The sequence below is a fragment of the Citrifermentans bemidjiense Bem genome, assembly GCF_000020725.1.
In the GTDB taxonomy this organism is placed as follows: Bacteria; Desulfobacterota; Desulfuromonadia; order Geobacterales; family Geobacteraceae; genus Geomonas; species Geomonas bemidjiensis.
Map to the genome: position 1 here is coordinate 1,177,501 of NC_011146.1, position 25,590 is coordinate 1,203,090.

15 protein-coding genes and 2 rRNA genes are annotated in these 25,590 nt (G+C 58.9%); 13 read left to right on the plus strand and 4 right to left on the minus strand.

What is annotated here, in order from left to right; genetic code table 11:
- The first annotated feature begins 84 nt into the window (after positions 1–84).
- The 4 genes from GBEM_RS05105 to GBEM_RS05125 all read left to right on the plus strand — a co-directional run bounded on the left by GBEM_RS05105 (position 85) and on the right by GBEM_RS05125 (position 9,152).
- Positions 85–3,042: ribosomal RNA gene (locus tag GBEM_RS05105) — 23S ribosomal RNA — on the plus strand.
- Between the two features lie 135 nt (positions 3,043–3,177).
- Positions 3,178–3,294, plus strand: a 5S ribosomal RNA gene (gene rrf, locus GBEM_RS05110).
- Positions 3,295–3,754: 460 nt separating this feature from the next.
- Entirely contained in the window at positions 3,755–7,726 is a 3,972-nt protein-coding gene (locus GBEM_RS05120) for an ATP-binding protein (protein ID WP_012529452.1), read from the plus strand.
- 100 nt (positions 7,727–7,826) lie between these two features.
- On the plus strand, positions 7,827–9,152 hold the full coding sequence (locus GBEM_RS05125) for a hybrid sensor histidine kinase/response regulator (protein ID WP_012529453.1): 1,326 nt from the start codon (positions 7,827–7,829) through the stop codon (positions 9,150–9,152).
- Positions 9,153–9,250: 98 nt separating this feature from the next.
- Here GBEM_RS05125 and lon read toward each other — a convergent pair whose 3' ends face one another.
- A complete protein-coding gene (gene lon / locus GBEM_RS05130) occupies positions 9,251–11,653 on the minus strand; it encodes an endopeptidase La (protein ID WP_012529454.1) in 2,403 nt (800 codons plus the stop codon).
- 316 nt (positions 11,654–11,969) lie between these two features.
- On the opposite strand from lon, the gene GBEM_RS05135 reads away from it, so the two are divergent.
- Positions 11,970–12,650 (plus strand): type 1 glutamine amidotransferase domain-containing protein, encoded by a 681-nt coding sequence (locus GBEM_RS05135; protein ID WP_012529455.1) that lies wholly within the window; start codon positions 11,970–11,972, stop codon positions 12,648–12,650.
- A gap of 31 nt (positions 12,651–12,681) precedes the next feature.
- A complete protein-coding gene (locus GBEM_RS05140) occupies positions 12,682–13,611 on the plus strand; it encodes a pirin family protein (protein ID WP_012529456.1) in 930 nt (309 codons plus the stop codon).
- A 23-nt stretch (positions 13,612–13,634) separates the two neighbouring features.
- Here the strand turns inward: GBEM_RS05140 and GBEM_RS05145 are convergent, their stop codons facing one another.
- Positions 13,635–14,321, minus strand: a complete 687-nt coding sequence (locus GBEM_RS05145; RefSeq protein ID WP_012529457.1) for an OmpA family protein — start codon at positions 14,319–14,321, stop codon at positions 13,635–13,637.
- A 119-nt stretch (positions 14,322–14,440) separates the two neighbouring features.
- Positions 14,441–15,295: an alpha/beta fold hydrolase gene (locus GBEM_RS05150; protein WP_012529458.1), complete on the minus strand. Its 855-nt coding sequence runs from the start codon at positions 15,293–15,295 to the stop codon at positions 14,441–14,443.
- A 406-nt stretch (positions 15,296–15,701) separates the two neighbouring features.
- On the opposite strand from GBEM_RS05150, the gene GBEM_RS05155 reads away from it, so the two are divergent.
- From GBEM_RS05155 to GBEM_RS05175, 5 genes are all read left to right on the plus strand, one after another.
- The gene (locus tag GBEM_RS05155; protein ID WP_404813036.1) at positions 15,702–17,111 is read left to right on the plus strand and encodes a B12-binding domain-containing radical SAM protein; all 1,410 of its coding nucleotides are present in this window, start codon (positions 15,702–15,704) and stop codon (positions 17,109–17,111) included.
- A gap of 103 nt (positions 17,112–17,214) precedes the next feature.
- Positions 17,215–18,069, plus strand: a complete 855-nt coding sequence (locus GBEM_RS05160) for a hypothetical protein (RefSeq protein WP_012529460.1) — start codon at positions 17,215–17,217, stop codon at positions 18,067–18,069.
- A gap of 23 nt (positions 18,070–18,092) precedes the next feature.
- The gene (locus tag GBEM_RS05165) at positions 18,093–18,800 is read left to right on the plus strand and encodes a methyltransferase domain-containing protein (RefSeq protein ID WP_012529461.1); all 708 of its coding nucleotides are present in this window, start codon (positions 18,093–18,095) and stop codon (positions 18,798–18,800) included.
- The gene (locus GBEM_RS05170; protein WP_012529462.1) at positions 18,797–20,014 is read left to right on the plus strand and encodes a U32 family peptidase; all 1,218 of its coding nucleotides are present in this window, start codon (positions 18,797–18,799) and stop codon (positions 20,012–20,014) included. Before GBEM_RS05165 ends, GBEM_RS05170 begins: the two co-directional genes overlap by 4 nt.
- A gap of 13 nt (positions 20,015–20,027) precedes the next feature.
- Positions 20,028–21,077, plus strand: a complete 1,050-nt coding sequence (locus GBEM_RS05175) for a type III polyketide synthase (RefSeq protein WP_012529463.1) — start codon at positions 20,028–20,030, stop codon at positions 21,075–21,077.
- A gap of 43 nt (positions 21,078–21,120) precedes the next feature.
- On the opposite strand, the gene GBEM_RS05180 is transcribed toward GBEM_RS05175, so the two are convergent.
- Positions 21,121–22,539 carry a B12-binding domain-containing radical SAM protein gene (locus tag GBEM_RS05180; protein ID WP_012529464.1) on the minus strand — a complete coding sequence of 473 codons (1,419 nt, stop codon included), beginning with the start codon at positions 22,537–22,539 and terminating at the stop codon, positions 21,121–21,123.
- A gap of 181 nt (positions 22,540–22,720) precedes the next feature.
- On the opposite strand from GBEM_RS05180, the gene GBEM_RS21420 reads away from it, so the two are divergent.
- The gene (locus GBEM_RS21420; RefSeq protein WP_012529465.1) at positions 22,721–22,876 is read left to right on the plus strand and encodes a hypothetical protein; all 156 of its coding nucleotides are present in this window, start codon (positions 22,721–22,723) and stop codon (positions 22,874–22,876) included.
- A gap of 190 nt (positions 22,877–23,066) precedes the next feature.
- Positions 23,067–25,535, plus strand: coding sequence for a polyphosphate kinase 1 (gene ppk1 / locus GBEM_RS05185; protein ID WP_012529466.1), 2,469 nt, complete (start codon positions 23,067–23,069; stop codon positions 25,533–25,535).
- The last annotated feature ends 55 nt before the right edge of the window (positions 25,536–25,590 follow it).

The following is a 25,590-nucleotide window of genomic DNA, read 5'->3' on the forward strand; positions in this document are numbered from 1 at the left end:
GGAGTTAGTTGTCAATTGACTTGTCAGTTGTCGATTGCTTCTGGGGTATGCATAGCAGCATTGATCGATTTACAGTTTTTTTATGGTCAAGCTACTAAGGGCGTACGGTGGATGCCTAGGCAGAGAGAGGCGATGAAGGACGTGGTAAGCTGCGATAAGCTTCGGTGAGCCGCTAAACAGGCTTTGACCCGGAGATTTCCGAATGGGGAAACCTACTGGAGGTAATGCTTCAGTAACGCATGGTGAATACATAGCCATGCGTGGCGAACGAGGGGAACTGAAACATCTAAGTACCCTCAGGAAAAGAAAACAATAGTGATTCCGTCAGTAGCGGCGAGCGAAAGCGGAACAGCCCAAACCTGTACCATTTCGATGGTGCGGGGGTTGTGGGGCCCCGACGTGGGATTGATGATTGGTAGGAGAACGGTCTGGAAAGGCCGGCCATAGTGGGTGATAGCCCCTTATCCGAAACCATGATTCACCCTAGGGTGTCCCCGAGTACCGCGAGGCACGTGAAACCTCGTGGGAATCCGGGAGGACCATCTCCCAAGGCTAAATACTACTCTCTGACCGATAGTGAACCAGTACCGTGAGGGAAAGGTGAAAAGTACTCCAATGAGGAGGGTGAAATAGAACCTGAAACCGTATGCCTACAAGCAGTGGGAGCACTATGGAGCAATCCAGTGTGACCGCGTGCCTTTTGCATAATGAGTCAGCGAGTTACCCTCAGCAGCGAGGTTAAGTTCATAGAACGGAGCCGCAGCGAAAGCGAGTCTTAATAGGGCGAATTAGTTGCTGGGGGTAGACCCGAAACCGGGTGATCTATCCATGTCCAGGGTGAAAGGAAGGTAACACTTCGTGGAGGCCCGAACCCACTGGCGTTGAAAAGCCAGGGGATGAGGTGTGGATAGGAGTGAAAGGCTAATCAAACTCGGAGATAGCTGGTTCTCCCCGAAATATATTTAGGTATAGCCTCGCAAAGTAAGTAACGGGGGTAGAGCACTGGATGGGCTAGGGGTCTTACCGGATTACCAAACCTAACCAAACTCCGAATACCGTTAACTGTTATTGCGGGAGTCAGACTGCGGGTGATAAGATCCGCGGTCGAAAGGGAAAGAGCCCAGACCGCCAGCTAAGGTCCCAAAATCTACGCTAAGTGGAAAACGATGTGGAAATGCCCAGACAACCAGGAGGTTGGCTTAGAAGCAGCCACCCTTTAAAGAAAGCGTAATAGCTCACTGGTCGAGTGGGTCTGCGCGGAAAATGTAACGGGGCTAAGCGTAGTACCGAAGCTGCGGATTGGATCCTTAAGGATCCAGTGGTAGGGGAGCATTGTGTAAGCCTGCGAAGGTCGACCGTGAGGACGGCTGGAGGTATCACAAGAGATTATGCTGACATGAGTAGCGAAAAACAAGGTGAGAAACCTTGTCACCGAAAACCCAAGGTTTCCTACGTAAAGGTAATCTGCGTAGGGTTAGTCGGTCCCTAAGGCGAGGCCGAAAGGCGTAGTTGATGGGAAACGGGTTAATATTCCCGTACCACCTGTTGTTGCGATGGGGGGACGGAGTAGGGTAGACGATCCAGGCGCTGGTAGTCCTGGTTTAAGGTCGTAGGCGGGAGAAGGAGGCAAATCCCTTTCTCCATTCAACGCTGAGAGCTGATGACGAGGGGGTATCCCCATAAAGTCGTTGATCCCATGCTTCCAAGAAAAGCCTCTAAGCTTCAGACAGCAGGTGACCGTACCGTAAACCGACTCAGGTGGGTGAGGATAAATGTCCTAAGGTGCTTGAGAGAACACTGGTTAAGGAACTCGGCAAAATGATACCGTAACTTCGGGAGAAGGTATGCCCTTTTGGGTGAAGAGACTTGCTCTCTTAGCTTGGGAGGGTCGCAGAGAAATGGCGGTAGCGACTGTTTACTAAAAACATAGGACTCTGCAAAGTCGCAAGACGACGTATAGGGTCTGACGCCTGCCCGGTGCCGGAAGGTTAAGGGGATTTGTTAGCCGCAAGGTGAAGCTTTGAACCGAAGCCCCGGTAAACGGCGGCCGTAACTATAACGGTCCTAAGGTAGCGAAATTCCTTGTCGGGTAAGTTCCGACCTGCACGAATGGCGTAACGATTTCCGCGCTGTCTCAACCAGTGGCTCAGCGAAATTGAATTCTCGGTGAAGATGCCGAGTACCCGCAGAAAGACGGAAAGACCCCGTGCACCTTTACTACAGTTTGACAGTGACATTCGAATAAGCTTGTGTAGGATAGGTGGGAGACTTTGAAGCTGGGACGCTAGTCTCGGTGGAGTCATCCTTGAAATACCACCCTGGTTTGTTTGGATGTCTAACCCAGGTCCGTCATCCGGATCGGGGACACTGTCTGATGGGTAGTTTGACTGGGGCGGTCGCCTCCCAAAGAGTAACGGAGGCGCGCGAAGGTTCCCTCAGGCTGATTGGAAACCAGCCGTAGAGTGTAAAGGCATAAGGGAGCTTGACTGCGAGACCAACAAGTCGAGCAGGTACGAAAGTAGGTCTTAGTGATCCGGCGGTTCTGTATGGAAGGGCCGTCGCTCAACGGATAAAAGGTACGCCGGGGATAACAGGCTGATCTCCCCCAAGAGTTCACATCGACGGGGAGGTTTGGCACCTCGATGTCGGCTCATCGCATCCTGGGGCTGAAGTAGGTCCCAAGGGTTTGGCTGTTCGCCAATTAAAGCGGTACGCGAGCTGGGTTTAAAACGTCGTGAGACAGTTTGGTCCCTATCTTCTGTGGGCGTAGGATACTTGAGAAGAGTTGACCTTAGTACGAGAGGACCGGGTTGAACGTACCTCTGGTGTTCCAGTTGTTCCGCCAGGAGCAGTCGCTGGGTAGCTATGTACGGAAAGGATAACCGCTGAAAGCATCTAAGCGGGAAGCCTCCTTCAAGATTAGGTATCCCTGGGAGCAATCCCCTAAAGGCCCGTTGTAGACCACAACGTTGATAGGCCGGGTGTGTAAGTGCAGTAATGCATTCAGCTTACCGGTACTAATCGGCCGTGAGGCTTGACCATAAAAAATTCTTAGAGAGGGGGGTGGGACTCCCACCCCCCGATCATAAACTGCTAGCAACCAAAACCTACAAATCACGAAGATGCAATTGTGGAGAAATATATTGCGAGAGCCGTAAAGGTTTGAGCTAAGAGTTTCTCTGTGGCTATGCCGAGAGGGTCACACCCGTTCCCATCCCGAACACGGAAGTTAAGCCTCTCTGGGCCGATGGTACTGCACTGGTAACGGTGTGGGAGAGTAGGTCGCCGCAGGGAATTTAATAAAAAAGCCCCGTCAGAATATCCTGACGGGGCTTTTTGCTGTCAACTCCCGCAATGCCATGACACTACTCACCGCCGATCCCTCCCCAGCAAGTCTCGGAACAGCACAAGCCTCTCTGTTTAGCATTGCAACTTTCACATAATTGCCCTGGTCTGAAGATTGGTTTCCACTTATAATTGAATCTGCCCATTCTAAGCTAAAGGCAGGTATGCACTATGAGGAGAGCCCCAGGATTCTTCCGACAGCCAGAGTTTCAGATATTTCTCTTCTGTCTCATATTCTCTCTGTTCAACTGGCCATTCCTGGCAGTGGCCAGCAACAGTGGCTTTAAGAGACTGTTTATCTATCTCTATGGGCTCTGGTCTCTTTTGATACTCTCGTTGTTTTTCCTGCAAAAGAGTATCCGCGCCAAAAATACCAAAGGTGCTGACACTCGCAAGGGAGGTGGCTAGTATGCTTACTCCCTTTAGCCTCATCGTCGTGTGCAGCCTCTATATGGTCGCCTTGGTCGTTGTCGCCCTCTGGGGCGAACGTAGGGCCGCCGCCGGCAAAGACCTCTGCAACAACCCCCTCGTCTACGCGCTGTCACTGACCGTGTTCCACACCGCCTGGACTTTCTATGGCAGCGTCGGAAAAGCTGCTTCCATGGGCATGATCTTTCTCACCGTATATGTCGGGGCCACGCTTTCTGTCATGTTGTGGTGGCTGATCCTGCGGAAGATGGTGAGGATAAAGAATATCTACCGGATCACCAGCATCGCAGATTTCATCTCTCTTCGTTACAGCAAGTCAACTGCTCTAGCTGCCTTGGTGACTATCATCTGCATCTTCGGAGCAGTCCCGTATTTCTCCCTTCAGCTCAAAGCTATACTGGCGACCTTCGACCTTATCACCGGTTCCTCCGGCGCCTTCTGGAAGCACCTTAACATCGGGCTCTTTATCTGCGCTTTCGTCATCTTGTTCACCATACTGGTCGGCGTGAGAAAGCTTGTGCCTACCGAACGCCACCAGGGAATGGTGGTTGCGATGACTGCTGCAAGTATAGTGAAGCTGGTTCCGTTCCTCGCAGTCGGAGCCTACGTAACCTACAGCATGTACGGAGGCTTCGACGATGTATTCAGTCGTTTTGCTCAAATACCGGCCAGCACCACCCTTACCTCAACACAGTGTACTCCCTCCTTTTACGCCTCCTGGACTACTTACATGCTGCTTTCCACGTCGAGCGTGATGTTCCTGCCGCGACAATTTCACATGGCGGTAGTTGAGAACGTCGACGAGAAGCACATCCTGACCGCCATGTGGCTCTTCCCACTGTATATGCTGCTAATCAACCTCTTCGTCATGCCGGTAACGTTGGCCGGCCTTCTGGCTGGGTACCCGGCGCAGCAGGCAGACAATTTCATACTCATGCTGCCGCTTGCCAATGGGCAAGGGGTGTTGTCGCTGCTTGTGTTCCTGGGCGGATTCTCGGCAGCGACCGGATTGATCATCATCGGATCTATGACTATTGCTACCATGGCCACCAATCATCTGCTGTTACCGGTCATCGAGTCGGTGACATTCTTGCGCGGTCTCAAGCAGTATCTGCTTCAGTGCCGTTGGCTCACCGTCGCCCTGCTGGTCTTCGCCGGATATTGGTTCCAGGGAGTGGTGGGGGAATTCTTCATCTTGGTCGACATCGGCGTCCCTTCCTTTGCCGCTGTGCTGCAATTGGCTCCTGCAATAATCGGCGGGCTGTACTGGAGAAAAGGGAACCTGGCCGGAGCATTTCTCGGTATGGCAGCAGGTTTCCTGCTCTGGATGTACACATTGATATTGCCGGCCTTGGTGCAAGGCGGGTTGCTAAACCACGCCATATTGGGTGACGGCCTATGGGGAATAGGATGGCTCCGTCCGGAGCATCTTTTCTATGTAACCGGGTTGGACGCGGCAAGCCATTCCGTATTTTGGAGCATGTTCGTAAACGTTACCCTGTACATCTTCGGATCGTTGTTCTTTGCACAGGACCTTCAGGAGCGCAACACAGCCGAGAAGTTTGTTGGTGCGCTAGACATAGGCCCCACGCCCGGACCTTCAGGCATGGAGGCCGGAATCGATCTGGCAGCCAAGATGAAGGAGATAGAAGAGCTTTACAGTCAATACTTTCCTCCGGAGAAATCATCCGCGATGGCCGGAGCGTGTCTTTCGACCTTGAGGATGGAACGAAAGAGCAGGATCTCCGTGGCCGAGCTGGCCGAATTGTACAACGAGGCGCAGATCATACTGGCGAGTGCAATAGGCGCTGCGGCAGCACACAGGGCTTTCATAAAGAGCCGTGTCATTTCCGAGCAAGAGCAAAGCACCTTGAAGCAGGTCTATGCCGACATGATTGCCGAGCTGAAAATGGCCCCCTCCGATCTTAAGAGAAGGATCGACTACCACCGGGAACGGGAGCAACTGCTGAGCCTGCAAGCACAAGAGCTGGAAGAGAAGGTAAGGGAGCGGGACCAGGAAATAATGCAGCGGCGGATTGCCGAACAGGCACTCAGAGATTCGGAGCGGCGCTTGGCTGACATAATCGATTTCCTTCCCGATCCGACCTTTGTCGTCAATGCACAAGGAGCGGTCGTCATTTGGAACCGCGCCGCAGAGGAGTTCACCGGTGCCAAGGCCGAAGCTATGCTGGGTAAAGCCGGTAACGAGTGCGCCATCCCCTTCTATGGAATGAGACGACCGCTGCTACTCGACATGGTGCTGGCCCCGTGGCGGGCTGAAGAGATCAAGCCGCTGTATGTGCGGCTCGTCGTCGAAGGGGGCAAAATAATCGGCGAGGGCCCGGTAAAAAGCGCCTCTCGCCCCCACGCTTATACCATGGCAATGGCAGCACCTTTGTATGACTCTGAGGGGGAGGTGATTGCGGTGATCGAATCGGTACGGGATATCACCGAACTGAAGGAGGGAGAAGACGAGCTGAAGAGGCACCGCGCCCACCTAGAGGAGTTGGTTCGTGAGCGGACAATGGAGCTGTTGGTAGCCAAGGAGCGGGCCGAGGTGGCAAACCAGGCGAAAAGCGCCTTCCTCTCCAGCATGAGCCACGAGCTGCGCACTCCCCTAAACGCCATACTGGGGTACGCCCAGATCCTGAAGCGGCAGGACAACCTGACGGATGCACAACGGCAACAGCTCGAAATCGTGCGCGGCTGCGGCGAGCATCTGCTTTCGCTCATAAACGACGTCCTGGATATGGGTAAGATCGAGGCCCAGAAAATGGAACTTGCAGAACTCTCCTTTGATCTCTCCGCCCTACTGGGACAGGTGTTCAGCATCGCCAAGGTGAAGGCGGATGAGAAGGATCTGGGATTCAAGTACGAGGAACTGAATCGTTTGCCGCGGGCCGTGCGGGGGGACCAGCGTAAACTCAAGCAGATCTTGCTGAACCTGCTTTCCAACGCGGTGAAATACACGCACCGCGGCTGTGTAACTGTTCGTGTGCGTTACCACTCGAGCACCGGCGTATTCGCATGCGAGATAACGGATACCGGCACCGGGATCCCCAGGGACAAGCTCGGTATCATTTTCGAGCCGTTCGTACAGTTGGCGGATGGGGGACAGATCCGGGAGGGAACCGGCTTGGGGCTCTCGATCACCCGGCGCCTGGTGAGCCTGATGCATGGACAGGTCACGGTGGAGAGCGAACCCGGTGCAGGAAGCACCTTCAGGGTGGAACTGCCGCTGCCGACGGTGACGGAAGGCGAGATCTCCCGAGCGGCGGCCGGGCAGGCAATCTCCGGCTACCAGGGGGAGCGCAGGAGTATCCTCATCGTCGATGACAATGTCACCAATGTCTCGATGCTGGTAGCCCTGCTGGAACCCTTGGGCTTTCAGATCAATACCGCGGAGAACGGGCGGGAAGCACTGAGTAAGGCAATGGAGCAAAAGCCCGATCTCGTGCTGCTGGACTTGGTCATGCCGGAGATGGACGGGCTGGATGCTGTCCGGGAAATGAGGCGGCACCGGGAACTGGACTTGACCAGGATCATCGGGACCTCGGCGACGGTGACCGATAGCGTCCGCAGGAACATGTTTTTGCGGCAGTGCGACGACTTTATCGGCAAACCGGTTCCACTTGAACTGCTCCTGGACAGGATCGCTTTCCATTTGAATGTGAGATGGGAGGTGGCTGCGGCCAAAATAGCGGCGACAGAGCACGGCGAGAAACAGGAACGGGAGGAAGCGGTCGAGGCTCCTCCTTTTGCAGAGCTGAAGCAGCTTCACAAACTGGCGTTGATGGGGGACATGCAGGGAGTCCGATCCTGGGCCGACCGTCTTGAGGAGCAGGAGCCAAAATACAGCCGTTTTGCCGACATGTTGCGTGGCCTTGCCGGCGAGTTCAGGGTAAAGGCCATACTTGCGCTGGTGGAGCAGCAGATGAGAGAGTCGTCGTGAGCCCGCAAAAAGGGGACAGGCACCTGCGGAGAAAGGGGGACAGGCACCTGCGGAGCCAGTCCCCGGGGATATCGGCGAAAACCTTTGCCGGAGAAAAGATATGAACGCCATCATCGCACAGCCAAAAGATCACGCGGCCGCCATCCTGGTTATAGACGACGACGCCAACAACCTCGCCATCGTTTCCTCTTTGTTGCAGGAGTACAGCTATACCATCTATGTGGCGGAGGATGGCGAGAGCGGCATCAGGCGGGCGCTTTTAACCCGGCCCGATCTGATCCTGCTGGATGTGCTCATGCCTGGCATCGACGGTTTCGAAACCTGCCAGAGGCTCAAGGCCGTGGAAGCGACTCGCGACATCCCGGTTATCTTCATGACTGCGCTGGCGGAGATGGACCAGAAGGTAAGGGGATTCGACGCCGGGGCTGTGGACTACATAATCAAGCCTCTTCAGCGCGAGGAAGTCCTGGCCCGCGTGGGGGTGCATATCCACCTTCGTCACCTGGCAAAGGAACTGCAGGAAACCAACGCGTCGCTTGAGAAGCGGGTTGAGGACCGCACGGCGAGCCTTGCCAGCACAAACGATGAGTTGCAGAAGGAAATCGCGGAAAGGAAGCTGGCAGAAGAGGCACTTGCCATTAAGCAGGAGCAGTTGGAGGCATTGAACCTGAGTCTGGAGCAACGAGTGATTGAGGAAGTGGAAAAAAATCTTCAGAAGGACCGTCTGTTGTTCCAGAATACGCGGTTGGCAGCGATGGGTGAGCTCTTGAACAACATTGCACATCAGTGGCGCCAGCCGCTTAACAAGATCGCGTTATTGATCCAGGGCTGCCTGTATGAGTCCAATGAAGGGAAACTGGAACACGAATCTTTTAAAAGCTGTGTGAATAGATGCATGGAGCATATCACCTATCTGTCGAATACCATCAACTCATTCCAAAGCTTCTTCATGCCTGAGGGTGAGCCTGGTAAATTCGACCCTTGTGAAACAGTGGAGAAGTCGCTGGCATTAGTCCGGAGCAGCTACGAGGAAAATGGCATCTCCGTCAGGATCATGAACAATGGGTCAGTGCCGATGATGGGGTTTCGCAACGCATTTTCTCAGGCTGTTTTGAGCATACTCAACAACGCCCAGCAGGTGTTGCTGGAACGCGGCACGCCGCAACGGTTGATCGAGGTGGAGTGCCTGTACCGAGACGGCAAAAATATCGTCACGATCAGCGACAACGGCGGCGGGATCGACGAAAAGATAATTGGAAAGATTTTCGATCCTTATTTCACCACCAAGTTCAAAGCACAAGGGACCGGCTTAGGGCTTTACATGGCCAAAATGATCATCGAAAAGAACATGGGGGGCAGACTTTCCGCACGCAACACACAGGCAGGAGCCGAGTTCACCATCGAACTTCCATTACCGGACAGCTGAAAGCACCCGCGCGTTTAATGGCGGCAATGCTTGTGGCAAAGAAAAACCCCGCATCCGGCAAGGAGGCGGGGTTTTTAGTGCGGGGTAGAAAAGGGCGGTTACTTCGAAGCGAAGGCGACCTTGTACACGTCCTTATACTCCCTGGCGAAGTGGACCTCCAACCCCTCCTTGAGGTAGTCGGGAAGTTCCGCGAAATCCTTCTTGTTCGCTTCCGGGAAGATCAGCACCTTCAGCCCGGCGCGCCGCGCCGCTATGGTCTTTTCCTTCACCCCGCCGATGGGGAGCACCCGCCCGGTCAGGGTCAGCTCTCCCGTCATGCCGAGCTTCTTCCTTACTGGCCTTCCCTGCATCATGGATATCAGCGCCGTCGCCATGGTGACCCCTGCGGAAGGGCCGTCCTTGGGGGTGGCGCCGGCGGGGACGTGCAGATGCACGAAGTGCGTATCGAAGTAATCCTCCGCCGCACCGTACTCCTTGAGATGCGCCATGACGAAAGAATAAGCGATCTCGGAGCTCTCGATCATGACGTTGCCCAACTGCCCCGTCTGCCTGAACCCCTTGCTCTTGCTCGCCATCGCCGTCGCCTCGATGGGGAGGGTGGCCCCTCCCATGCTGGTCCAGGCGAGCCCGGTGACGACCCCCGGGACCCCCTCGAAGATCTCTTCGGTGCTGAACACCGGCTGACCCAGGTATCCCGGAAGGTCTTTCCCGGTGACGACGACTGGCTCGCTGCGCCCGGTCGCGAACTCCTTGGCTGCCTTGCGCATCAGCTTCTTGATGCGGTTTTCCAGTGTGCGCACGCCCGCCTCGCGCGCCCAACCGTCGATGAGCGCCGCCAGCGCCTCCTTCCTGATGGTCACCTGCCCGTTCTTGAGCCCGTGGTTCTTGAGCGCCTTGGGGATCAGGTAGCGCCTGGCTATCTCCATCTTCTCCTCCAGCACGTAGCCGGAGAGCCGGATCACCTCCATCCGGTCCAGAAGCGGCGCCGGGATGGTGTCCAACTGGTTGGCCGTGGCGATGAAAAGGACGTTGGAAAGGTCGAAGGGGACGTCCAGGTAGTGGTCGCGGAAGGATCCGTTTTGCTCGGGGTCCAGCACCTCTAGGAGGGCGGACGCGGGATCCCCCTGGAAGGAGGCCCCGATCTTGTCGATCTCGTCCAGCATCAGCACGGGGTTGGACGACCCGGCGCTCTTCATCGCCTGCACGAACTTGCCGGGCATGGCGCCGATGTAGGTACGGCGGTGCCCCTTGATCTCCGCCTCGTCACGCATCCCTCCCAGGGAGAAGCGGTAGAAGGTCCGCCCCAGGGCATCGGCGATGCTCTTGCCGATGGAGGTCTTGCCGACCCCCGGGGGGCCGACCAGGCAGAGGATGGAGCCGGAGATGTCCCCCTTCATCTTTCCCACCGCGATGAACTCGGTGATGCGGTCCTTCACGTCGTTCAACCCGTGATGATCGCGGTCCAGAATCCTGCGGGCCTTGTCGATATTGTAGGAATCCTTGCTGTACTTCCCCCAGGGAAGGATGGTCAGCCAGTCGAGGTAGTTCCGCGTCACGTGGTATTCGGCGGAGGCGGGCTCCAGCAGCTTGAATTTTTCCAGCTCGTCGGTCACCGCCCGCTGCGCCTCGGGGTTCAGCTTCAACTGCTTGAGCCGCTCCTCGAATTTCTCGACCTCCGCGGTCTTTCCTTCCTTTTCCAGCCCCAGTTCCTTCTTGATCGCCTTCAACTGCTCCCTAAGGAAGAACTCCCGCTGCTGCTGGCTGATCTTCTCCTCGATCTGCTTGGTGATCTTGGTCTGCAGCCTGGAGACCTCCAACTCCTTCTTGAGCAGGTTCAGCACCATGTCGATCCGTTTGCGGACGTCGAAGGTCTCCAGCACCTGCTGCAGTTCCTGCCCGTCGGCCGAGGTGAGGCTGGCGGCGAAATCGGACAGCCTGCCGGGGTCGTCCAGGCTGGAGCGCCCCAGGAACAGCTTGATCTCCTCCGAGTAGAGCGGGTTGATCTGGACCAGTTCCTTCAGGGTGCTGATGACCGCCATCGAGTACGCCTTGAGCTCGGGGTTCACCGATAGCTCCGTGCCGTACTGGTAGGCTACGTTGGCAAAGAGAACGCCGGAGTTGTCGTCCAACTCCCGGATGGAAAAGCGGTCCAGCGTGTTGACGAGGAACTGCACGCCGTCTTCGTCGGCCTGCATGATCTTCACGATCTTTCCCGCCACCCCCACGCCGTGCAGGTTGGCCGGCCCATCCGGCTTCTCCGGGTCTTTCACCAGCGCAAGGCCTATGGCGCGCGCCGGGGTCTCCATGGTCCGCTTCACTGCCTGCACCTGTTGCGGGTCTTGAACGGCCATCGGGATCAGCATGTTCGGGAATGCCGGCCGCGGCCGCAGCGGTATGATCGGCAGCCCGGCCGGGAGTACTTCTGAGGCAAGCACCAGCCCGCTGCTTTCGGTGTTGTCGTCGGTTTCTGCTTCCAGTACCTCTATATTTTTCTGGCTCATGATGACACTCCTAGCGGATGATTTATTAAAAGCTAAGCATCGCGGCACGAGCTGTCAACCGTGCTGCCGCTACAAATTGCGGCTGCCGTCCCAACTGCGGAGAATGCCGCCGCCGGTTTTGAATGGCGGGTGCAATAGGCCGCTTAGAGAAGTAAGGCAACGTAAAGGTGACATAGCCGACGGTAAAGAATAAGAGCCAGTGAAGATAACGGCGCGGCGCCGGTTGATATTTTCATTCGATGCTGTACACCAATACAGGTGTCTCGCCGGCACTGACAACAAAACGACATCTGCTCACAGCAGGGAAGGAGAGAAGATGAAAATACTGATGGTACTGACCTCGCATGACAAGCTCGGCAATACCGGTGAGCAGACAGGTTTCTGGCTCGAAGAGTTCGTCGCTCCTTACTATGTCTTTAGGGATGCTGGAGCCAGATTGACCATTGCTTCGACAAAAGGAGGGAAGCCTCCCATCGATCCTAAGAGTGATCTCCCAGAAAACCAGACAGAGGGGACCAGGCGCTTTGCCAAGGATCAGGCCGCTCAGGCTGAACTTGCCAACAGTATCAGTCTTAGCGCCGTTTCCGCCGAAGAGTACGACGCCGTATTTTATCCCGGCGGGCACGGTCCCCTGTGGGATCTCGCCGTCAACCCCACCTCGATCTCCTTGATCGAGAAATTTGCCAGATCCGGGAAACCGGTGGCCGCGGTCTGCCATGCCCCGGCTGTGCTGGCGGATGTAAGGGGTGGGGATGGCGAGTACCTGGTGAAGAACAAACGGGTGACCGGGTTCACCAACTCCGAGGAACGGGCGGTCGGACTGACCGAGGTGGTCCCCTTTCTCCTGGAGGACCGGCTGAAGGATCGGGGGGCCCTCTTTGGCAGCGGCGCGGATTGGCAGCCGTATGTGCAGGTGGACGGCAAGTTGGTCACCGGACAGAATCCGGCATCGTCCGCGCCCGCAGCCCAGGCCCTGCTCCAACTGTTGCAGAGCTGAACCGTGAGCGTTGCGGTAAACGGAGGAACTAATGACTGAATCCATACGCAAGATCAGGAAGGTCTGGAAGAGCGAGCCCACCATCGAGGGGGCCGGGGTGCATCTGAAACGCGCTTTCGGCAATTACCAGGTCCCGATGTTCGACCCCTTCCTGCTGCTGGACGATTTTCACTCGGATGACCCGGCGCATTATCTGAAGGGGTTCCCCTGGCACCCGCACCGCGGCATCGAGACCATTACCTATGTGCTGCAGGGGAGGGTGGAGCATGGCGACAGCATGGGGAACAAAGGGGTGATCGAGCCGGGCGACCTGCAGTGGATGACTGCGGGGAGCGGCATCATCCACCAGGAGATGCCTAAAGGCGACAGCGACAACCGCCTGTGGGGATTCCAGCTCTGGGCCAACCTCCCTGCCTCGCACAAGATGATGACGCCGCGTTACCAGGGGATCCTGGCCTCAGAAATCCCCGAAGTCACCATGAACGGCATCAAGGTGAAGGTGATCTGCGGCCACGCCGGCGGGGTCGAGGGGCCGGTGCGGGACGTGATAGCCGACCCCGAGTACCTGGACGTCACCGTCCCCGAACAGGCCATTTTCACCCACACCATCAAGCGCGGCTACACAGCGCTCGCCTACGTCATCGACGGAGAGGCGTACTTCGACGGGGAAAGAAACGCCTTCGGGCACGACGTGGTGGGGGTCAACTACTTCGATCTGGAGAGGCGCTGCGAGTGCGGACCGGAAAACCTCATCCTTTTCAGCGACGGCGATCTGGTGTCGGTGACCACGCAGTCGAAGCCGGTCCGCTTCCTTCTGATCAGCGGCAAGCCGATCGGGGAGCCGGTGGCGTGGTACGGCCCGATAGTGATGAACAGCCAGGAGGAACTGCAGCTTGCTTTCGAGGAGTTGGAGAAGGGGACCTTCGTGAAAAAGGGGAGCGAAAAGCGGGACACCCTGTAGGGTGTCCCGCTTTTTTTCGGGGACTAGTTGTTGCCGCTTTCCTGCGCCTTGAGCTTCTCGTTCGGGGTCAGCTCGATCTGCACCCGGCGGTTCAGGGCCCGGTTGGCGTCGGAATCGTTGGGAACGGCCGGACGGCTGGAGCCGTACCCTATGGCTGCCATCTTGGCACCCGGGACGCCTTGGGAAACCAGGTAGTCGCGGACACGGTTGGCGCGCCTTTCGCTTAACGGCTGGTTGACGGCGTTGCTGCCGGTCGAGTCGGTGTGCCCTTCAATGGTGATGGTGGTCTGGGAGTCCTTAAGAGTGCCGGCGGCCCGGCTCAAAGCGTCCTTCGCTTCCGGTTTCAGGGCGTCCTTCCCCAAGTCGAACAGGATGCCGGACGGCAGCGCGACGTACACCTTGTCGCCGTCGCGAACCACCTCGGCTTCGGGCATGCTCTTTTTGAGCGCCACTGCCTGGCGGTCCATGTACTGGCCGACCGCGCCGCCGACCACTGCGCCGGTAAGGCCACCGATGGCTGCATTCCTGCCGCGGTGCGACTTGCCCCCGAGGAGAGCGCCTGCACCGGCGCCCAGTGCCGCTCCGCCCAATGCGCCGATACCGGTCCTCTTGAACTCGTAGCTTCCATCCGGGTTCGTAGCGCAACCGGTTGCTAACAGGGCAACCGCTGACATTCCAACAATCAGTTTTACGATCCAACGTGCTCTCATTGTTCTCTCCTTGTGTAGTGTAATGTGGGCTCGGACTGGAAAAACATATCACTGCCAAGCCCAAGATCAACCCTGACATAGAATGCCGCAGCTAACTCTACTTCCGCTCAGACAGTGGGCTAGCCGGCGGTTTGCAACAGAAACTTCTCGATGATGCTGAATGTGACTTGCGGCTTTTCTTCCTGAGGGTTATGACCACATTCCTCGATCACCTGCAGCTTCGACCCGGGTATGGCGGCTTCCAGCCTGGATCCCTGGGACAGGGGTACGATCTGGTCGTGACGCCCCCAAAGGAGCAACACCGGGAGCGCGAGGTCCCCGTACCGGGCCGTTATCTCTTCCTGGTCCACCGGAACCAGCGAGCGGCAGGTTTCGACCAGGGCGCGCTTGGCGTCCCGGTTGCGATAGCAGGGGGCGTAGCGCGCGATGTGCTCACGGTCGATGAGGCGTTGGTCGTAGTAGGCCATCTTCAAACCCACCTTGATCCAGATATCCGGCGCGTACAGTGCGATGAAAAGTGCGGCGGCGAGACGGTTCTCGAAGATCTCGGCCATGAGCGGCAGCCGTTGGAGGTACCCCGGACCGCCCATTATCACGAGGGCCGAGATGGCGTCGGCATCCCCCTTGATCATGGCCTCGACGGCTGCGACCAGTACCACCGCACCACCGAGAGAGTGACCCACGAGCGTCGCCCCCCGGAGTCCCGCGCGATCGATGAAGCAAAGAAGCCTCCGGCTGTGTCCCCTGATGGAGTAGTCCGCTTCCCGTGGCTTGGCGGATTCCCCGGATCCTAAAAGATCCAGGAGGTAGACCGTGTACCTGTCGGCAGGGAACAGCGGAACCAGGTCCTTCCAGGTTTCGGAACGGGCTGCAAGCCCGTGAACCAGGACGATCTTGCGGGGACCGGTGCCGTAGCTGCGGTAGCGGAGGGTTTCACTGGGGGAGACGGGGCATGCCCCGAGCGGCGAGTTCATGGCAGGCAAGTGTAGCAGAATCTTTCCGAAGGCGGCAGTCTAAAGTGAAAGAATTAAGGCATAAAAAAGCCCGATGAGAGTTCACCGGGCTTTTCGAGAAAAAATAACTGGCGTTCAGTGAGGACCCTGCTCAATCCGTGGAGGTGTTTTTGTTTGCTGCTACTGCTAACACCTTTTTCAGGTCTTTTTATGCCCTAACGGATGAGATTTAAGAGCCTGTTCGGCTTGGCCTCTTGAGCGCCAGTTACCAACCCCTGATGCCGCTTCATGTATCAGGAGTTGTTTCGTGTTTCGTTGTTGAGGTTGTTGCTTCCCTCCATAAGAAACATTTTACTCCTTGCGTTTTCGAGGATCAACACCTTTGTTAGACCTAACGCTTGCCGCACTTAATGAGTTGTAAAAGGAGATGGATGTGCAACGCGTACTGATGATCAGCACCAACAGCGAAACCGTTCCCCAGCCGACGGTCCCAATCGGGGCAGCCTGGGTGGCCGAGGCGTTGCGCCTGTCGGGGTTCGAGGTGCAATTCCTCGACCTCTGTTTCCAGAAGAAGCCCCTTGCCGCTGTCGAGGACTCCCTCCGCGCCTTTCGCCCCGACGGGATCGGGCTCTCCATCCGCAACCTCGACAACTGCGACTTCCTCTCTCCCCAGTCGTACCTTCCCGCAGTCAAGGAGATGGTCGATTTCATCAAGACCGTCAGCCGCGCGAGGACGCTGGTGGGGGGGGCTGGGGTAAGCCTGATGCCGCTGCAGGTGCTGGAGTACCTGGGACTGGATCATGCCGTGGTGGGGGAGGGGGAGCACGCAGCGCCCGCCTTTTTTCGTGCCGCGAGCGTCGCCGACGCCTGCCGGGTACCGGGGGTGGTATCCACGCATGGGAGCATGCCGAAGCCGCCGCAGCTGTCGAACGAGTTCGTGCCGCCGCGGCCCCACAGCTGGGTGGACACGCGGCGTTACCTGGGGATGGAGCCGGTGCTCCCGGTCCAGGGGAAAAGAGGGTGCGCCAACCGCTGCCTCTACTGCACCTATCACAACGTGGAGGGAGAGGCCTGGCGCATCAGGGAACCCGCGGCCGTGGTCGAGGAGATGTTAAGCGCGATGCGGCACACCGGCGCCAGGGAATTCGAGTTCGTCGACAGCGTCTTCAACGAGCCGCCGGGGTACCTCGAACTACTGCTGGAAGAGATCCTCAGGAGGGGGGTGCGGGCGCGCCTCAGCGTCTCATCGCTATCTCCCAAGGGGCTTACCCGCGACCAGGTGAGGCTCATGGAAAGGGCGGGGATGACCTCGCTGGTCATCACCCCGGAAAGCGCTGCCGACGCCACGCTCGCTGGCTTGGGAAAAGGGTTTGGCGAGGCGGATGTGCATCGTGCGGCAGAGATTCTCTCCGGCTCCAGCATCCGCGCCCTCTGGTGCTTTCTCGTGGGCGGCCCCTCGGAGAACGGGGAGAGCGTGGCTAAGACGGTCCGCTTCGTGAACCGGCTCCCTCGCAAGGAGAGCGCCTACATCACCACCGGGATCAGGATCTACCCCGGCACCGGCGTGCACCGCCTGGCGCTGGAGGAGGGGATGGTCGAGCCGGAACAGAATCTGCTGCACCCAGCCTTTTATTTCACCAGGGAACTGACCCCGCAAAAGACCATGGAGATGCTGCAACGGGGGGTGTCCGATCTCTCCCGGTGCATCTTCCCTTCGGAGGCCAACGAGAAATCGCTTGGCATGCTGCGCCGGCTAGGGACCCTGCTCCGTTTGCCCACCCCCTTTTGGCGCTACGCGGGGTACGCCAAAAGGATTTCCCCCGGCAGCAGGCGGTGACTGTCAGCCGTCGGACCTCCGGCAGAAAAAAATTTGTATGTTACAATCCTGCATGGTTCGCCCGGGATGCCGGACGACAAAATGACCTCCAGGGGGCCCTTCCTTGCATTCAATCCACCGTCGGAACCTCGCTGAAACCACACCTGAACCTACGTCTCGCCATGCCGCTTCCCTTCCTGCCGGCTGGCTTTTGCCGCTTTTGCTGCTGGCCATCACCACGTTCTTCATGGACCCCCTCCCCGCGCAGGGGGCTCCCGTACCGGTCCGTTTCGCCGAGGGGATGGTGCGCGGGTTCCTGGAGCTGTCGGATGCCGACGGCAAGCGCATCGCCTCCGGTGATTTCCTGCAGGTTCCCCGTGGGGGGGAGCTCAAGTGCCGCACCGTGCTCTATTTCAAGGACGGGTCGCTGCACGACGAGTCTGCAGTCTTCACCCAGGAGCGGAACTTCCTGATGAAGAGCTATCACCTGATCCAGAAGGGAAAGGCTTTCGCGGAGGAAATGGAGGTCTCCCTCGACCGTGCCGGCGGCGGCAAGTACCGGGTGAGCGTTGGGAAACAGGGGCACGAGAAGGTGCTGGAAGGAACGCTTGACCTGCCGCTCGACGTGTACAACGGGATGGTCCCGACGGTGCTGAAGAACCTCCCCAAAGGGGCCAGGGAGAAGATCCACATGGTTGCCTTCACCCCCGCCCCCAGGGTGATCGAGCTCGACATGGTACCGGACGGGGAGGATCGGGTGCTGGTCGGCGACCTGGAGAAGAGCGCCGACCACTACGTGCTCAAGCCAAAACTCGGCCTGTTGAAGCTCCCCGCGGCGCTTCTGGGGCGCACCCCGCCGGACAACCACATCTGGACCATCACCAAAGACGTCCCCGCCTTCGTCAGGTTCATGGGACCGCTGGCGTTCGGTGGCCCGATCTGGCGCATCGAACTCGCCAGCCCGCGCTGGCCCAAATAGCAAACCGTACGAGGAACCCGGGCATGCCATTTACGCCGCGAAAACGAACCGGGCTGGAGTTTCTGGATCTCCCCGCCGACGTCTGCAGCGAGGAGGAACTGGAGGGGACCCTGGCGGACCTGAGGGTGGTGAACCGCTACCTCGGGGACACCAGGGCGCTCTTGAAGCACCTCTCCGCGCAGATAGACGGTAACGAGGCGGTGAGCCTGCTGGATGTCGCCACCGGGTCGGCCGATCTCCCGGTTGCCGTTGCCGACTGGGCGAGGAAGAGGGGAATCGGGATCTCCATGACCGGGGTGGACATCAACCTCCGCAGCATAGACATAGCCCGCAAGGTGACGGCCGGTTACCCGGAGATCACGCTCAAGGTAGCCGACGCGCTAGCGCTTCCCTTCCCGGACCGAAGCTTCGATTACGTCGTCTGCAGCAAAACGCTGCACCACATGAAAGACCAGGAGGCGGTCTCACTGATCAGGGAGATGCTCAGGGTGGCAAGGCGTGGCTACCTCGTCATCGACCTGAGAAGAAGCTGGATAGCCTACGGGTTGATCTACCTTTTGACCCGGATCTTCACCAGAAACCGCATCACCCGCTACGACGGCCCGCTCTCCGTGCTGAAATCGTTCACCGCGGCTGAGCTTGCCGACCTGGCCTCCAAAGCGGGAGCCGGCTCTTTCACCATCAGGCGGGAGCCGTTCTGGCTGCTGGTCCTCTCGGGGGAAATCGGATGAAATTTTCCGTCGCCACAAACTTCCAGCCCGACCTGATTACCGCGATCAAGGGGTATCCGGTCTCCGAACTCTTCGGCAAACTCCCCTCCGACAGCGTGGGGGGCGGCCGCGCCTCGTTCATGCTGGCCCCCCTGGGACAGGAGCAGTTCCGGGCCCACGTGAGGGAAGCGGGGAAGAACGGGATCGGCTTCAACTACCTGATCAACCCCGCCTGTATGGACAACCGCGAGTTCACCCGGCAAGGGCAGGCGGCTCTCGACCAGCTCCTGGATTTCGTGGACGGCTGCGGCGTCACCGCGGTCACGGTTTCGCTTCCTTTCCTGCTGCCGATCATCAAGAAACGGCATCCGCGGCTCAAGGTGCGTGTCGGCGTCTACGCCCGCGTCGACTGCGTCGCCAAGGCCCGCTTCTGGGAGGATCTCGGGGCGGACTGCATCACGCTGGAATCCATCGCCATCAACCGCGACTTCGGCATGCTGCAGGCGATACGACAGGCGGTGCAACTGGAGCTGCAGCTCATCGCCAACTCCAACTGCATGATCTTCTGCCCGCTGTCGGGGCAGCACATGGTGAACCTCTCGCACGCCTCGCAGAAGGGGCACGCCAGCCGCGGCTTCATGATCGATTACTGCGCGCTCAGGTGCTCGGCGCAGAAACTGGCCGACCCTTCCCTGTACCTTCGTTCCGAGTTCATCCGGCCGGAAGATCTGGGGAGCTACACCGAACTTGGCTTTAACTCTTTCAAGATACTGGAGCGCGGCGCACCGACCCCGGTCCTTGTCGAGCGGGTCCGCGCCTACAGCGAAGGACGGTTCTCCGGAAACCTGCTGGACCTGATCCAGCCTTACGGATACAAGAGAGAACCGGGCAAGGGGAAGGAGCGGCTGAGCGGCCTGCGCAGGTTCGCCCGGTACTTCCTGCGCCCCGGCGTGATCAATTTCGCCGGGTTGGTCCGGCTGAAACGGCTGGCGGAGAAGCGGGGGCTCATCGAGGAGCTGGAAGGTACGCCGGTCTATCTGGATAACGGGAAGCTGGATGGGTTCCTGGCGGGCTTCCGGGGGATCGACTGCCGGAAGACGGATTGCGCGCGCTGCGGCTACTGCGCCGCCTGGACCGAGAAGGCGGTGCGGGTGGACCCTCTCTACCGCGACGAGATGCTGCGACTGTACCGCGACGCTTTCGACGAAATGTATTCCGGTGAATTGTGGGACTGAGGGGGGATCTGTCATGAACAGCAATGTCTTCGTGGGCTCCATCGCCACCGTCGTCCCGCCGTTTTCGGTGGACCAGCAGGCGGCGGCGGCGCTGATCAAGTCGCATTTCAAGGAAAGCCTGACCGCGCGCGGCCTTGGGCTGATTCGCGCCACCTTCAACCATCCCAGCATCAAGAAAAGGCATTTCGCCGTCGACACCCCGGCGCAGATCTTCACCGAGACTCCCGATGAGCGGGTAGAGCGTTTCACGGAGCAGGCGGTCCGGCTGGCAGAGCAGGCGGTGCTGCGGGCGCTTGATAAGGTGGGGGTGGGGGTGAGGGAGGTGAACGGGCTGGTGCTGAACACCTGCACCGGCTACATCTGCCCCGGCCTTTCCAGCTATGTCGCCGAGCGCCTGGGGCTTCGCTGCGACGCGAGGCTGTACGATCTGGTCGGAAGCGGCTGCGGCGGAGCGGTCCCCAACCTGCAGGTGGCCGAGTCCATCTTGAGGACGACCGGGGGCATCGTGGTGAGCGTCTCGGTCGAGATCTGCAGCGCCGCCTTCCAGATGGGGAACGACTTAAGCCTCATACTCTCCAATGCGCTCTTCGGCGACGGCGCCGCGGCAGCTGTTCTCTGGGAGAAACCGGCCGGTTTCGAGTTGGTCGCCTCCGCCGGACGCTACGTGCCGGAAGAGCGCGAAGCAATCCGCTTCGTGCACCGGCAGGGACAGCTCCACAACCAGCTCTCCACCGACCTCCCGGAGCTGGTAAGAAAGGCCGCGGCTGAGGTGGTAGGCGATCTTCTGGGAAGACATTCCCTCTCCATCGGCGACATCGGCGGCTGGGCGCTCCATACCGGCGGTGAAAAGATCGTGAACGCGGTGCGGGACGAGATCGGGATCGACGAATCGAAACTATGGGCGACCCGGAAGGTGCTGGAACAGTACGGCAACATGTCCTCGCCCACCGTCTGGTTCGTGGTGGATGAACTGCTGCAGAGCGGATTGCGCAAGGGGGAGTGGTGCGTGATGCTCGCCTACGGCGCCGGTCTTTCCGCGCATGCCTATTTGCTGAGAGGCTAAAGGCAGGGGCTGGGGGCTAGGGGCTGGGGGATAGGCAGAACCTTCAAAAACGGTGGCGGGAGCGGAACTGGTCGCCTAGGAACCAGCCGCGTACCAGGTCCAGGTTGTTGAGCAGCACCTTCAGCGCTCCCTTTTCTCTTCTCCTGACGAAATAGTTGCCGACGAACATCTGCGGACTGAAAAATGCCTTCATGTTCTCCCAGTTCATGATGCGGTTCAACTGCCGGTTGGTGAGGTGCCTGGTCCTCACGTTGCACATGAATCCTGTGTAGCGCTCCAGCCGGTCGGGGTTCGTGACCAGCCCCTGTTCCAGCAATTCCTGCCGGATCCGCGTGCCGGGGTACGGCGTGACGCACTGCACGTAGGGGAGATCGACGTGCAACCGCCGCGAGGCGCGAAAGACCTCCCGGATCTCCTCCCGTCCGTCGCCCGGGTTCCCGACGATGAAGCCCCCCATGACGCCGATGCCGTGCTCGCGCAGACGGCGCACGGCCTGATCCGTTTTCTCCCTGATATCCCCCTTCTGAAACATGGCGAGTGTTTCCGGCAACACCGACTCGATCCCCAAGAACACCATGGCGAAGTTGGCCTCGGCCAGCGCCGGTATCAACTCTGGGTCGGCGACGATGCCGGCCACGGATGTCTGCACCAGGTACTCCATGCCGTTGAGCCCATGCTCCACGATCGCGCGGGCGAGACGGGTGAACCGGGGCGGGTCGAGTGTGATGTTGTCGTCGACGATCAGCACACTTTGCGTTCCCCGCCGCTTAAGCTCCTTCAGGTCGGCGATCACCCGCTCCTGCGCATGGCAGCGAAAGTTCGCGCCATACATGCCGGTTATGGAGCAGAAGGTGCAGGTCATGGTGCATCCGCGCGAGGTTTCCACGCAGTCGAGTTTGCGGTCGAAATAGGTGAAGCTGTCGAGAACGCGCGCGTCCCGTGCCGGCAGCGGCACCCGTTGCAGATCGAGCAGTTGGTTGGTCGGGTTGTGGCGGAAGGTCCCCTCGTCGGACCAGGAAAGAGCCGGCACCGCCGCCAGGCTCAAATCCCCTTCAAGCGCGTCGACGAGCGCCGCGAACGCCTGCTCTCCTTCGCCTCGTATCAGGTAATCGAAAGGGGGTACGGCCGGACCCGAGGTGAGTTCGAGATAGGACAAGGTGGCGTGGTACCCCCCCAGCACCAGCTTCGCGCGCGGCACAGTGTTGCGGCAGATCTCCATCACGGTCAAAGCGCTCCGGTACTGGAAGCTCATGCTGCTGATGCCAATTACCTGCGGCTGGAATTCGGCAAGGAACGCCTCCAGCCAGGGGCGGATGTTCCGGTGCACCAGCACCAGGTCGACGATCTTCACCTCGTGTTCGGAAAGCTCCGCCGCGAGCGAGCATAGCCCCAGGTTCGGAACCTTGATGATGCGGTGGAAGTTGTTTGCCGCGTCGGGCATGGCCAGCAGAAGAATCTTCATGTGCGTCCTTGACAGGGGGGGGGATTTTAAAACCTAAACATTGTAATGGGTTGATAGCCGTTGGCAACGCAATTGCCCTTGCAGGACAGCTCTGAATTGTGCAGGTATTTGATCTACAGTAAAATTTCCGCCAGAACCAAACCGTGGAGCAGAGGACGCCGTCGCGGTCGGGAGGTGGATCATGGGAGAAGGCGATGCTAGAAAAGAGGAAGCTCCGGTCGTCATGATTGTAGAGCGGCGCCGGCAAAGACAGGTGGAACTGAGCTCCGCAGAAATCATGAAGATCCTCAGGAAAAGGTCACTCAAAGGAGGCAGGAGGAACCCCGAAGAGAGCTGAAGGAAATCTCACCACTAAGACAATTAAAGAGCAGCTAACAATGGACCCCCGTGCCACTGTAAAAGAACAGATGGTGCGGGGGCTTTGTTTTTATTCGAGGAGCCGCAGCCATTGTATCAGCCTGAGAGGTTGTCATTGCTTGATAGTATGTAAGAATATTTCATTCCTAGAACCCCGGAGATCAAAGGCAATGGAGACCAAAAGCGTCGTTCCCAAAGATGAGCCCGAAGTGGAACTCCTGCAGTTAGCAGAGGAAGCTGAAAAGACTCCTGTCAGTACTCTCGAATTTCCTGCCATTACGCCCCCCGCCAGTGAACAGGATGCCCCCGCAGAAGCGATAGTGGACGCCCTGACTGTTGCATCGGCCGAAACCCCTGCCAAAAATAGCGGCACCAAGAAGAAAGCTCCCAAGGCAAAGGCCCCGAAATCGGATTCGGCCGGCGGGCGGGGCGGCAAGGCGAAGAGTGCCAAGTCCAAGGCGAACAAGCAAAAAACGGCCAAGGCGAAGGGCGCGGCAAAAGGAGCCGTCGCTCCAAAGCCGAGCGAGCCCGAAGCCGAGTTCGACTTGGGCGACAGCCAATGGTATCTGAACCGCGAGCTGACCTGGCTTGAATTCAACCGGCGCGTGCTGCACGAGGCGATCGACGAGCGGACGCCGCTTTTAGAACGGCTGAAGTTCGTCGCCATCGTGAGCGGCAACCTGGACGAGTTTTACATGAAAAGGATCGGCGGCCTTAAGCAGCAGATCGGGGCTGGGCTGCACGAGCTCACCCTGGACGGCCGCACCCCTCTGCAGCAGGTGACCGAGTGCCGCAGCATGATCCGCGAGATCGAGGCGCAGAAAAGGGACGCCTTCAAGGCGGCGCTGCAGCTCCTGGAGACGAAAGGGATCGTCATCGAGAGCTACGCCACCCTCTCCGTCAAGGAAAAGAAGCAACTGCGCGAGCATTACTACGCCAACATCTATCCACTTTTGACCCCTCAATCCATCGACCCGGCGCACCCGTTTCCCTTCATCTCCAACCTCTCGCTCAACCTGCTGGTCGCCCTGCGTTACCCAAAGGCGCGCGAGACGTCCCTGGCGCGGGTCAAGGTCCCGGTAGGCCTCGGGACGCCGCGCTTCATCAGGGTAGGAAAGGGGGATCACTTCATCCCGCTCGAACAGGTGATGATGAACAACCTGGACATGCTCTTTCCCGGCATGCTCATCGTCTCCTGCGAGATCTTCCGGGTCACCCGCAACGCCAACACCGAGAAGGACGAGGAAGAGGCGGACGACCTGATGGCGATGATCGAGTCGGAGCTGAAGGAGCGGAAGTTCGCGCCGATCGTGCGGCTGGAGGTGGGGGCCGGGATGGAGCCGCTGCACCGCGGACGGCTGGCGGCGGAGCTGGAGCTGGACGAGGCAAACGACGTCTTCGAGGTGCAGGGGATGCTCGCGCTCAGGGACCTGTTCGAGATCTCGAAGCTGGACTACCCGCGCCTGCACGACCCGCCGCATCATCCCATCGACCACCCGCAGCTTCTGGCCTCGCGCAACATCTTCCACACCATCCGGGACGCGGGGGCGATCCTCTTGCAGCACCCCTACGTCTCCTTTTCCACCTCGGTAGAGAGGTTCCTGCGCGAGGCGGGGACCGACCCCAAGGTGCGCGCCATCAAGATGACCCTGTATCGCACCTCCAGCCAAAGCCGGATCATCGACGCCCTGATCCTGGCGGCACAAAACGGCAAGCAGGTGGCCGTGGTAGTGGAGCTGAAGGCGCGCTTCGACGAGGCGGCCAACATCCGCTTTGCCGAGCTGATGGAGGAGGCGGGGATCCACGTGACCTACGGAGTGGTGGGGCTTAAGACCCACTGCAAGGTGATCCTCGTGGTGCGGCAGGACTACCAGGGGCTGCGCCGCTACGTCCACGTCGGCACCGGCAACTACCACACCGAGACCGCGCGCATCTACAGCGACATAGGGCTCATCACCTGCGATGAGGTGATCGCCCAGGACGTCACCGAGCTGTTCAACTACTTAACCACCGGGTTCTCGGCCAAGCGCAACTACCGCGCCGTCATGCCCGCTCCCAAACTGCTCAAGAAGGCGCTCTTGGCGCGGATTGAACGGGAGGTGGCGCTGCACCTGGAGAGCGGCGGCGGGGTGATCCAGTTCAAGATGAACGCGCTGGAGGACGGCGACATAGTGAAGGCCCTCTACCGGGCCTCCATGGCGGGGGTGAAGGTCGATCTCTACGTGCGGGATACCTGCAGGCTGAGACCCGGCATCCCCAGGCTTTCGGATCATATCCGCGTGGTCAGCATCGTCGGGCGCTTCCTGGAACACGCCAGGCTTTACTATTTCCGCAACGGTGGAGCGGAGGAATATTTCATCGCCTCGGCGGACGCCATGAAAAGGAACCTGGAGGCGAGGGTCGAGATCCTTTGCCCGGTCACGGCTCCCGAACTTATCGCCGAACTGCGTGCGGTCTTCGACTGTTACGACGCCGACCACCGCTCCGCCTGGGACATGCAGCCCGACGGCAGCTATCTGCAGCGCAACCCCGCAGAAGAGGAAAGCGGCGAGGGGACGCACCAGATGCTGATAACGCAGGCACAGAAAAGGTTGAAGGAATCGCTGAAGCAGAAGAAAAAGTCTTTGCAGCAACGGTAAACCGCTAGCCACGGAGAGCACCTCACGGCGGCTCATGGGTGACAGCGGAAGCGAA

Excerpts from the sequence above, each read along its gene's own strand:
- lon (WP_012529454.1), bottom strand. The coding sequence starts at position 11,653 with ATGAGCCAGAAAAATATAGAGGTACTGGAAGCAGAAACCGACGACAAC.
- GBEM_RS05170 (WP_012529462.1), top strand. The coding sequence starts at position 18,797 with ATGAAATTTTCCGTCGCCACAAACTTCCAGCCCGACCTGATTACCGCG.
- GBEM_RS21420 (WP_012529465.1), top strand. The coding sequence starts at position 22,721 with ATGGGAGAAGGCGATGCTAGAAAAGAGGAAGCTCCGGTCGTCATGATT.
- GBEM_RS05180 (WP_012529464.1), bottom strand. The coding sequence starts at position 22,539 with ATGAAGATTCTTCTGCTGGCCATGCCCGACGCGGCAAACAACTTCCAC.
- GBEM_RS05150 (WP_012529458.1), bottom strand. The coding sequence starts at position 15,295 with ATGAACTCGCCGCTCGGGGCATGCCCCGTCTCCCCCAGTGAAACCCTC.
- GBEM_RS05155 (WP_404813036.1), top strand. The coding sequence starts at position 15,702 with ATGGATGTGCAACGCGTACTGATGATCAGCACCAACAGCGAAACCGTT.
- GBEM_RS05125 (WP_012529453.1), top strand. The coding sequence starts at position 7,827 with ATGAACGCCATCATCGCACAGCCAAAAGATCACGCGGCCGCCATCCTG.
- ppk1 (WP_012529466.1), top strand. The coding sequence starts at position 23,067 with ATGGAGACCAAAAGCGTCGTTCCCAAAGATGAGCCCGAAGTGGAACTC.
- GBEM_RS05145 (WP_012529457.1), bottom strand. The coding sequence starts at position 14,321 with ATGAGAGCACGTTGGATCGTAAAACTGATTGTTGGAATGTCAGCGGTT.
- GBEM_RS05165 (WP_012529461.1), top strand. The coding sequence starts at position 18,093 with ATGCCATTTACGCCGCGAAAACGAACCGGGCTGGAGTTTCTGGATCTC.
- GBEM_RS05140 (WP_012529456.1), top strand. The coding sequence starts at position 12,682 with ATGACTGAATCCATACGCAAGATCAGGAAGGTCTGGAAGAGCGAGCCC.
- GBEM_RS05175 (WP_012529463.1), top strand. The coding sequence starts at position 20,028 with ATGAACAGCAATGTCTTCGTGGGCTCCATCGCCACCGTCGTCCCGCCG.
- GBEM_RS05120 (WP_012529452.1), top strand. The coding sequence starts at position 3,755 with ATGCTTACTCCCTTTAGCCTCATCGTCGTGTGCAGCCTCTATATGGTC.
- GBEM_RS05135 (WP_012529455.1), top strand. The coding sequence starts at position 11,970 with ATGAAAATACTGATGGTACTGACCTCGCATGACAAGCTCGGCAATACC.